At 55.5% G+C, this 10,851-nt stretch carries 6 protein-coding genes and 2 pseudogenes; 1 reads left to right on the forward strand and 7 read right to left on the reverse strand.

The window, feature by feature from the left end; genetic code table 11:
• Window positions 1-228: 228 nt before the first annotated feature.
• The 7 genes and pseudogenes from JCM12539_RS15370 to JCM12539_RS11720 form a co-directional block, all read right to left on the reverse strand.
• A pseudogene (locus JCM12539_RS15370) lies at window positions 229-2,035 on the reverse strand (ABC transporter ATP-binding protein).
• A 10-nt stretch (window positions 2,036-2,045) separates the two neighbouring features.
• Complete coding sequence (locus tag JCM12539_RS11695) at window positions 2,046-3,782, reverse strand: ABC transporter ATP-binding protein (protein ID WP_054651696.1); 1,737 nt, start codon at window positions 3,780-3,782, stop codon at window positions 2,046-2,048.
• A gap of 254 nt (window positions 3,783-4,036) precedes the next feature.
• A complete protein-coding gene (locus tag JCM12539_RS11700) occupies window positions 4,037-4,846 on the reverse strand; it encodes a sugar phosphate isomerase/epimerase family protein (protein ID WP_054651686.1) in 810 nt (269 codons plus the stop codon).
• Complete coding sequence (locus tag JCM12539_RS11705; RefSeq protein WP_054651688.1) at window positions 4,815-6,062, reverse strand: MalY/PatB family protein; 1,248 nt, start codon at window positions 6,060-6,062, stop codon at window positions 4,815-4,817. Before JCM12539_RS11705 ends, JCM12539_RS11700 begins: the two co-directional genes overlap by 32 nt.
• A 107-nt stretch (window positions 6,063-6,169) precedes the next feature.
• On the reverse strand, window positions 6,170-6,802 hold the full coding sequence (locus tag JCM12539_RS11710; RefSeq protein ID WP_054651690.1) for an endonuclease III domain-containing protein: 633 nt from the start codon (window positions 6,800-6,802) through the stop codon (window positions 6,170-6,172).
• A 19-nt stretch (window positions 6,803-6,821) separates the two neighbouring features.
• Window positions 6,822-8,344, reverse strand: a pseudogene (locus JCM12539_RS11715) (ABC transporter permease/substrate-binding protein).
• Window positions 8,344-9,282 carry an ATP-binding cassette domain-containing protein gene (locus JCM12539_RS11720; protein WP_054651692.1) on the reverse strand — a complete coding sequence of 313 codons (939 nt, stop codon included), beginning with the start codon at window positions 9,280-9,282 and terminating at the stop codon, window positions 8,344-8,346. Before JCM12539_RS11720 ends, JCM12539_RS11715 begins: the two are co-directional and overlap by 1 nt.
• Before the next feature lie 366 nt (window positions 9,283-9,648).
• On the opposite strand from JCM12539_RS11720, the gene JCM12539_RS11725 reads away from it, so the two are divergent.
• The gene (locus tag JCM12539_RS11725) at window positions 9,649-10,395 is read left to right on the forward strand and encodes a metallophosphoesterase family protein (protein ID WP_054651694.1); all 747 of its coding nucleotides are present in this window, start codon (window positions 9,649-9,651) and stop codon (window positions 10,393-10,395) included.
• Window positions 10,396-10,851: the final 456 nt, after the last annotated feature.

The raw sequence follows: 10,851 nt of genomic DNA on the forward strand, positions 1-10,851 counted from the left end.
GCTGTTAGGGGCTTGCCGCCGTAAGAGCGTAGCGATGTACGGCGCGACGAACTTAGAGACTGGCTGCCCGCACTTGGCAGGCAGGCTCTAAGTCGCACCGGAAACCGCGGTTTTTGCGGTTGGAGGTTTCGCCCTAGCAGCGGTCACCGTGGAGCGGTCCACAAAGTCGTAGTACCCCACGGCACCCCCGCCGGTCAGAACCACCACAGGCCAGAACCCCCACAGGCCTCAGCTACTTTGCGTACCACCCTGGAATTGGCTCTCGTACAGCTGGTAGTAAAACCCTTTGGCAGCCAGCAGCTCTTCGTGTGTCCCGCGTTCCACCACGCGGCCACCGTCAATCACCACGATGGTCGTCGCCCGGCGAATCGTCGACAACCGGTGTGCGATGACAAAGCTAGTTTTACCGCGCATCAGCTCCGTCATCGCGTGCTGCACGTCCAACTCGGTGTTGCTGTCAATCGGACTAGTAGCTTCGTCCAGTACCAGCACCGGTGCGTTCGTCACAAAGGCTCGCGCAATGCTCAGCAGTTGCCGTTGCCCCTGCGACAACCCCGCCGCGTCCTCCGTCAATACGGTGTCGTAACCATTGGGTAGCTGGCGAATAAAGTGATCCGCGTGGGCCTGCTCCGCTGCGGCGTGCACTTCGTCATCCGTCGCATCCAAGCTACCATTGCGAATGTTATCCGCCACGCTGGCGGTGAACATGTGTGATTCCTGTTGCACCACGGTGACCAGTCGCCGTAAGTTTTGGCGCTTAATCGTGGTGACATCCCGTCCATCCAACGCACCGTACCAGACTGGAGTGGATACAGATTGGTTAACAAGTTCATCATGGTAGTTTTACCCGCTCCCGTTGGCCCCACAATCGCGACCGTGTCACCGGGATGGGCCTCGATGTTGACGTCATGCAAAATTTCTTTGCCTGGTTCGTACGCAAAGCTGACGTGGTCAAAGCTCACCGCGCCAGTAGTGGTCGTAATGGCCTCTGCATCCGGCAGGTCCCGTTCCGGTTCTTCGTCAATGACTTTGAACACCCGCTCCGCACTCGCTAGCGACAACTGTAGGGTGTTAATCAGGTTCAGGGTGTTATTGATAGGCCCCGTAAAGTTGCGGAGGTAAATCAGGAAGGTGAAAATCACACCAACCGTGATGCCGCCACGACCACTCACAATCGAAATGGCGCCCGCCGCGGTAATCAGCAGGTAAGCCACATTGTTGGTCATGTTGTTAAATGGCCCCATCGCGCCGCTAAATAATTGCGCACGGTAGGCCGCAGCGGTGTACTGCGTATTCGTCTGAGCAAAGCGGTCCAGACTCATCTGCTCGTGGTTGAACAACTGTACCGCGCGCTTGCCCGAGACGGACTCCTCAATCTGACTGTTGAGGTCCCCCAACGCCGACTGCTGGATGGTAAACGCCTTTTGCGTTACCCGCGCCGCCATCCGCGAAAAAGTGTACGTCATCACCGTGCTCAGTAGCACAATCACGGTCAAAAGCGGGCTCAACACAATCATCGCGCCGAGCATCCCCACCACGCTGATAATCCCGGTAAACAGTTGCACAAAGGTCTGCATCAGGGCGGTATTAATGTTATCCACGTCGTTGGTCAACGTGCTCATCACGTCCCCATTATCGTGGGTATCAAAGTAGCGCATGGGCAGCCGCTGCAGCTTTGCAAAGATGTCGTGCCGAATACGCGCACTGGTATCCTGGGCAACGTCAATCATCGTGTAGTTTTGCCAGTACGTGAACGCACTCGAAACGACGTACATCCCCGCGAGCACCAGACAAATAATGTACAGTCCCCGCAAATTATGCTTGGCGATATACGTGTCCACAACGATACCGTTGAACCGGTTGCCCACAATCGTGACCGCCGTCGTTACCACGGTCATCAAGAACACGCCAAATAACCGCCACTTTTTGCTGGCGAGGTACGCCCAAATACGGTGCACGTCCCGCGCCAATCGTTAATGGACACAGCCACCCGCACTCCACGGGGTGTGCCACTGGGGCGGCCGCCACCGCCCATATTGCCAACATTACGCATTTGCATTTGCGGCTGCCTCCTCGCCAAACTGTGCTGCCACTAATCTCCGGTAGAACGTGGACGTTTGGATCAGCTCCTGGTGCGTTCCCTGACCGGTAATCCGGCCGCCTTCCAACACAATAATTTGGTCACAGTCAACCAGGTTACTGATCCGTTGGGAAATAATCATCGTGGTCCGGTGCGCACGGTTGACCTGCAGCCGCCGTTGAATAACCGCGTTAGTTTCCTGATCGACCGCGCTAGTAATGTCATCGAGTACCAGGATGTCCGGATCCGCCGCCAGTGCACGCGCAAGGTTTAACCGCTGCCGTTGACCGCCAGAAAAGTTCTTGCCGTGTTGTTCAACTGGTTGGTCTAACCCTGCGTCACCCTGGAAAAAGTCATCGGCGGCCGCGTCGTGGATGGCCCGCCGTAGCGCATCGTCATCCGCTTTCGGGTTGCCGTAACGTAGGTTATCCCGAACGGTGCCCGAAAAGAGCACGCTGTCCTGCAATGCCACCGCAACTTTGTGGTGCAATTCAGTCAACGTGAGCGCCTGGACGTCCACACCACCAACCGTGATGTGTCCCTGATAGTCGTCAAAGGCGCGCGTCAACAGGTTGACCAGCGTCGTTTTGCCGCTACCAGTCGTCCCAATCACACCCAGCCAGGCACCATCAGGAACGTGTAGATTAACGTCCGCCAATATTGGCCGCTTCCCGTACCCAAAGTTCACGTGGTCAAAATCAAAGCCGCTGCCCGCTGGCAGTTGCGTCTGTCCGGACTGTTGGTCGAGGGCATCGTGACTGTCCTCTTCCGCCAGGGCCTCGCGCACCCGAATGGCACTGGTGCTCGCGCGAGAAAACGCAGTAATGATGTTGACCGTACCAATCATTGCGTTGGTAATTTGAATCATGTAGTTCACAAAGGCGATAATCTGGCCGTCCAAAATGGCGTGCTGCATGTCCAACCGCCCACCGTAGGCCAGAGCCACCACCACGGCCAGGTTGAGCACTAGCAAGATAACGGGCGACAAAATGATGGTGGACCGTTGCGCCTTTTCGCTATCACTTTGCAAAGTGTCATTGGCCTCCGTGAAGCGGTCGTACTGGCTGTCCTCGAGGGTATAAGACTTGATGGTCTTCATCCCGTTGAGGTTCTCCCGCATAATCAGGTTAACGTGGTCAATGCTTTGCTGCACGCGCGTAAATAGCGGCACGCTCCGCCGCACCACGAGCACCATAAAGATTAGCAGTAGCGGCATCACAATTAGCAATAACCACGCTAATTTAGGGCTAACAATGACGGACATGACCGCGCCACCAACCATCAGAAATGGCGAGCGGACCATGCCCCGCACCATCAGCATCACCAAGTTTTGCATCTGCACGACATCGTTGGTGATACGCGTAATGATGGTTGCCGGCTGTAGTCCCTGGGGGTTCCGGCTCGTGAGCGCGACCCGCAGCATGTGCTGTCGTAGTTCGGCACCCATCTGCAATGAGGCGTAGCTACCCATCGCGTTACAGGCCACCCCGGCAATCAGGCCAATGAGGGCAAAGACGGCCATTAAACCGGCCGTGCGGAGGACGTAATTCATGTCACCTTTGCCTAACCCATTATCCAGGATGCGCGACATTAACGTTGGTTGCTGTAGGTCTGACAACACTTCACCCAACATCGATAATGGTGCCAAAATCAGGAAAAGCAACGCCTTTCCGTGTGTGTGTTTAAAAACAATATTAAACAAGTCTGCGTGACCAGGGCCGTTGTCCTGGCCGCTCCCTCCCTTACCGACAATTAGGTCGTAATGCGTTAATAATTGTTTATTATAGCGTTTCCAAATAGTAAGTAAATATAGGCCGACACCTTTTTGCGGTTCATTTCGACCAGCAACGGCCGCAACGCACAATCGGCGTGCACCCAGTAGCCGGGATGAACAACATCCCCACTTCTAGGTACACGCCGATTTATTGGTTCAGCACACCGATTCAGTTAGTCTATTCAGGCCGCAACCGTTTGTAAGTATCGGTGACTAGCCAGCATTTCTGCACAGTCCCACTGGTTGGCCAAGTTAATTTCGTAAATACGGGACGCGTCCGGATTCAGTTCCGGCAAGACACGTGCCCAATCAATTAGACCAGTGCCTAACGTCAAGCTGTCGTGCGTTTGCCCCATGGAATCCACCAGGTGGTAATGGCGCACTGCGGGTGCCAGGTGCCGTAAACTTGCAATCAGTGCGTCGTTGTCACCGTGGAGCACGATGAATGCATGGCTGACGTCGTACGCCAGCGGTAAATCCAGCGCCAGCAGTTCGCGTTCAAAATCCGGGTGGCCGTACTGGAACGTTGCCAGCATACTGTTTTCAAACACCACGTGTCCGCGGGCACGACTAGCCAGCTCGCTTAACCGCCCCAGCACGACGGTCTGCGCGACTTTGAGGTTTGGCCAATCTCCGACTAAGTCCGGTTCGCCCGGTTTTTGGTTGTAACCACCGTGGATGAGCGCCACCGTCCCGGTCGCCCGGGCAAAGTCGACCAGCCGCCGGGAGCTGTCCATCACGAACCGGTACAACTCAGGATGGGCGTCCTCGTTCACGCACAACTCGCAGCGCCATCCCTGCCACTTCATGGGGTGATGTAACACCACTCGCGGTACAGATTGCTGGACCAACGCCACCATTTGCTGTAAGTGTGCCCAACCCGCGGTGGTAAAGTCGTCCGCCGTTAAGTGAAACTCAAACACATCCGGATGGTACTGCAACCGGTCGGCAATTTGACGTTCATCGGTGCTTGCTTTTAATCCTAACTGCATGCCCGTGCCACCTACTTTGCACTACGGACGCGGCGACGATACGTCGAGCCGCCTCATCAACAATCTGCGGGTCCGTCGCTAGATTGAGCCGAATGCACGTAGCGGTAGTCGGCGCAAACCACTCGCCGTAATCCACCGCTAAGTGGGCCTGATTCTGCACAAAGTCGCGAATATCCTGCGCATCAACGTACGCACCCAGGTCGAGGAAACTCAAGTAAGTTCCTTGTAGGTCGGCCACCTTCACTTGCGGAGCCCCATCGGCTAGGACGTCCCGGAGGTGATCATAATTAAACCGTACGACGTCAAGCAAATGGTCAAACCACTCTTCGCCGTGCCGGTATCCGGCCTCCGTGGCGATTTGCCCTAGCATGGTACCCGCAACGTTGTCCACCCGCTGCGAATACTGGTCATAATCGGCACGCAAATGTGCATCCGGAATGAGTACGTTGCCGTTGTTCAGGGCGGCGAGGTTGAAGGTTTTTGATGCGGCATTCAGGACCACCAAGTGCCGCATCTGCGTTGGTGTCGCCACCGCCAGGGCGGAGGTAAACCGTGGTCCGCCAACTTCAAAATCCTGGTGAATTTCATCGGCGACCACGATGACGTCGTGCTTTTCCGCAATGCTGAGAACCCGCCGCAGCTCGTCGGCTGTCCAGATTCGGCCAACCGGGTTGTGCGGAGAGCAGAGAATCAGCAGACGGGGATGATTAACGGCTAGGACTTGCTCCAGTTCGTCAAAGTCAATTTGCCAGCCGGACTCGCCCCACTGCAGGTTAGCGGACACCACTTTGCGGCCCTGATCCTCAATGGCGTGCATAAAAGGATAATACACTGGCTCCATTACCGCCACCGGCGCCCCGGGTGCAGTCAGCCAATCAACCATCATGTACAACGCCTTGACGATTCCGGTCGTCAAACGCACCCAATCGGACTGGATGGTCACCCCGTGCCGGCGCTGCATCCAATCAGCCAAAGCCGCGTAATAACTGTCGGGCGTGAATGAGTACCCGTACACCCCCGTTGTGACCCGGGCAACTAAGGCGTCACGGACGGCTTGCGGAGCCGCGAATTCCATATCGGCAATCCACAACGGTAACAGGTCGGTAGCACCAAATTCTGCCTGTAGTCCGTCCCACTTTTCCGAGTTAGTCCCGTGCCGGTCAACCAAGTTTTCTTCAACAAACGTGCGCACTGTTTCTGGTAGTTGCACTGCCATTATCTGGTCACCACTTTCTATTAATAGCTTTATACTAGCAGAACATACCCCGAATACCCAAAAAAAAGGTGCCGCGACAGTGACACACCGCCCGGCACCAAGGTCACTTATACAATTAACCACGACTCATCGACATCGTCCTGCCGCCGGACGGACTTACCGTACTCATCAATCACGGCGTGCCAATCTTGCGCGGTGGCGGCTGAAATTCCATCCATCAGGCTCGTCGTTGCCTGCTTCATGGCCGCGTAGGTCTTATAATCACCTACGCCCAGCCGTGCAAATAGCTTGCGCGCGTAGTTGTCAGCCACGAAAACCGGACGGTCAAAGATGTAGAGCAACATATCGTCAGCCGTCTCGTCACCCACACCCCGAATGGAGAGTAGCGAAGCTCGTAGCTCGTCCGTCGGCACGTCTTTAAAACTATCCAACTGGGCCCCATGATCCTGGTACCATTGGAGCAGCGCCTGAATTGACCGTGTCTTCTGCCGGTAAAATCCGGACGGCCGAATCAGCTGTTCCAACTCGTTCGTGGGCATCGCCGCCAACTGCTCTACCGTCATGTACGGCATCATGTTGGCGATCACCTTTTCGGTATTACGGCCGGTGGTCTGTTGCACCAATATCATTGAAATCCAGTCAGCCAGCCGGTTGTCGTTTTGCCACCAGTTTTGTGGCCCTAAGCGCTGCAATAAGCGGTCTAAAACTTGACGTTGTTGCGCCGGGATACTCTCTGCCATGTCCGCCTCCATCAACTTACTACTTCAACAGTCCCGCTTTGCGCAGGTACTGACGCGCCACCGTAGACGCCTTCTTGTGCTGCACCGTGACCTCGTAATTCATCTCCTGCATGTCGGCAGTCGTGATGCGGCCGCTCAGCTTGCGCAGACTGCGGACTACCTCCGGGTGTTGCTTGGCAAACTGCGTCTTCATCAATGGTGCACCTGATACGACGGGAAAAAGTGTTTCGAATCTTTCAACACCACCAGGTGGTACTGACGCAATTGTGGGTCCGTTGTGTACGCGTCGGTTACGCCAATCCGGCCCTTGGCCAACGCCTCATAGCGTAACGAGGGCTCCATCGTCTTCACCTGGGTAAAGTTGAGCCCATACGCCTTCTTCAGCCCGGGATAACCGTCCTCCTGGGCGTAAAAATCAGGATCAAAGCCCGCAATCAGCTCTGGGTGGCTGACCAAGTCCTCAAAATTCTGCAGGTGGTACTTCTGCGCCGTCGCCTTAGTGACCGCGAGTGCATAATCATTCTGGTACTGCATCGGCCGGAGGTACGTCATCCCGAACTGCTTGGACAACGCTTGCTTCGCCGACTGGTACGCCTTGTTCTGGTTGTGACTCACGGTCTGGTCACCCTTGACTAACGACTGCAACACGGTACCCGTAAACTCTGGATAAACGTCCACTTTGCCACTTTTCAGGGCCTTGAACAAGAAGCTAGTGCCCCCAAAGTTGGCCTTAACGGTCACGTGCACGTTGGAATTATCCTGCTCAATGAGTTCCTTATACATGTTGATGAGTACTTCCGGTTCACCGCCCATCTTCCCCGCGATGGTCACGTTGGTGGTCTTAGGCGCAGTCACCGCGCGAACGCCGTACACACCGCCGCCCACCACAATCAGCGCGACCAAGCCTATTAGCAGTCGTTTAAGGGGCACCTTCGATAGCACCCGAATCAGCCAACTAGCCAGCAATGCGAGGACTGCCGCGAGCAGCGCCCCCACAATGAGGGCGGCGTTGTTGTTGGTTTGGATACCCAACAAAATGTACGTCCCCAGACCGCCACCACCAATCAGTGCGGCCAGCGTGGCGGTCCCAATGATCATGACGACCCCAATCCGAATACCGGACAAAATCATGGGCATGGCTAACGGAAATAAAATTCTGAATAAACGGAAACGCCGTGACACACCCAAAGCATCCGCCGCCTCGAGCAAAACCGGATCAATGTTGGTCATACCGGCGTATGTATTGGAAAAAATCGGCATTAACGCGTACAGCACCAGCGCAATGACCGCGGGCACCGTGCCAATGCCCACAATCGGAATGAGCAGACCCAAAATAGCTAAACTAGGAATGGTCTGAATCACGCTGGCAACTTGTAGCACAAATTCGCCGGCCCGCCGGTGGTTGAGTAAAGCCACCGCGAGCGGAATCGCGATGATAATGGTAATAATGGCCGCCAAAGCCGAAATCTCGATGTGTTGCAGTAACGACAGCCAGATTGAGTGTTGATTTTTGGCGATGTAACTCCATACTTGTTGTAACATTACTGCTGGTCACCACCCGTCATTCGTGCCATGTAGGTAATTAAGTCGGCAGCTACCAACCGCGTTTTGCCCACCCGGACAACAACGTCTGGCTGAGTTTGCACGGCTGCCGCCCAGTCAAAGATAGTATCGCGACCATCGAGCGTCACCGTCTCGTCCCCCACTGCGACTTTGCCTAAGCCACTCGCGGCCACCTGCTGCATGTAGCGACTACGCGCAATCTCGTCGTCAAAGAAGTTGCGGACAAAGTCGTTGGCCGGTTTCGCCATAATGTCGGCCGGCGTGCCCACCTGTTGCAGCCGCCCACTGTGAATGACAGCGAGGTGGTCGGCCAACTGCAAAGCTTCGCGCATGTCGTGGGTCACGAAGACAAAGGTGGTTTCGAGTTCACGATGGAGTTCCCGCACGAGTGACTGTAGTTGGCGCCGCGACAATGGGTCGAGCGCACTAAACGGTTCGTCCATCAACACCAGTTTGGGGTTGGGAGCCAGCGCACGGACAATACCCACCCGCTGGGCCTCACCACCCGACAACTCGCTGGGTTTCCGGTCGAGGAATACTTCCGGATCCAAATCCACACGGTGCATCAATTGACGGATCCGGTCGTGCATCTTTGCCGGCGCCCAGCCCAATGCTTCCATTTGAATCTGGGCATTTTGCTCAACGGTCATGTTGGGGAATAACGCCCCCGACTGTAACACGTAACCGGTGTGCCGGCGTAGGTCCTGTAGATCAACTGTGGCAACGTCCACACCGTCGACAAAAACCTGACCGGATGTCGGTACCACTAAGCGATTAATTGACCGCAGGAGGGTCGTCTTGCCACTACCGGACGGGCCCACCAGCACAAACAGTTCGCCATCATCAATGGTCAGCGTGAGGTTAGCCAGTGCATCCCCATCGGCGTACGTTTTGGTCACTTGCTTAATTTCAATCATGCCGTTCCGATCCTCCCAGAAGTACTATGCCAATCACAAAACCCAACCCAACAAAACGCGGGCAGCTATCGTCTATCGGCTTACGTAAAAAAAAGTAACTTGTGTTCCTGATTGTAGCACAGTGAACATACGTTTGCAGGTGAAATTGCGGATTTAATACCCAACTGTCACCCACCCCTTGCATTGTGCGTGCCGGGTGACATAATTATTGGTACAGAGCGGACCCATGCGGTCAGAAGCCATAGTGTAAGTAGTGTAAACCGGCAGGCGTACTTTGCCTGGTGGGTTACACTGCTTACACGGCGGCTTCTGCATGGGGGAGCTCGACTATACAGAGCGGAACTTTAGCAAAGTGAGGTAACCTGAATGGCAACAAAAGAACAGCGAATTGCAATTATCGGCGACGTGCACGGCAACTTTGGTGCCCTCACGGCCGCATTGGCGGATGCGGAGGAACAGCACGTCACGGATTACATCGTGCTGGGTGACATTACCAACCGCGGCCCCGAGCCGGAGCGCTGCCTCAGGGCGCTACGTCAGTTGCACCCGCTCGCGTGGGTGCTGGGCAACCACGAGGAGGTGTACACCAGCCTGCTGGCGCACCGCTTCACCGACTTCGATGGCAATAGCAAAGCCGTCATGGCAATCGTGACGTCTAATTACGACCGGCAACGCATGACGGCGGATGAGTTCCGGTGGCTGGCCGCCCGGCCCCTGCAGCAAAACGTCACGGTAGCGGGCGTACGGGTCAGCATCTTTCACGCCACGCCGGACAAGTGCCGCGGTCATTACACTGAGCCCACCGCCCCTCAGGACCACTTTGACCACGTGCTTGCCGGTAATAACGCCGACCTGGCCTTTTGCGGCCACACCCACCAGCCAGTTGTGCGGCGCACCACTGACGGCCGTTACGTCATTAATCCAGGTAGCGTCGGGCAATCAACACCTCTTGGCCTCGTGGGGAAATTAGTCGTGCTTGTTACGGTATCCTTTCGGTGGCTGATGGCAGTGTCGGCCGCTGGACGCAGCGTTACGTACCGTACGACGCCGCCAGCGAAGCGGATTTGGCGGGTGCACAGAACGTTCCGTACGCCGAACTCTACCAGCGATTGATTACAACCGGCGAGTTCACGTACACTACGGAGAACGTTGCGGCTATCAATGCGCGTGCAGGGCTGGATACGGTCGCCCACGCAGCGATTGCTAATGACCAATGGTAAATAATCAAAAAGCGTTAACGATAATGGTTGCATCATCCAGAGATGCAGCCGATATCGCTAACGCTTTTTCAATTCAGTTATGGTGCTGGGTCTGACATAGATTTTGGTTGGAGTGCTAATTGTGGTCGAACCCGCGGGTGGCGTTGGGGGTGGAGGCGTCGTGCCTGTAGACGTGGTTGCTGCGACCCCGAAGCGCTGTTGGAATTACTGTCAGTTGTGCGCTAGCACTTACTGACAGTTATGACTTACAGCGGCAGATTCTGGAGACAAAGTGGGTGAAGCGCCACACAAAAGTTAGACACTTTTGGAAAGCTTAAACTGTTGTCGGTATTCTCTTGGTGTCAATCCA

This window comes from Lacticaseibacillus pantheris DSM 15945 = JCM 12539 = NBRC 106106 (assembly GCF_001311175.1).
Lineage (GTDB): Bacteria > Bacillota > Bacilli > Lactobacillales > Lactobacillaceae > Lacticaseibacillus > Lacticaseibacillus pantheris.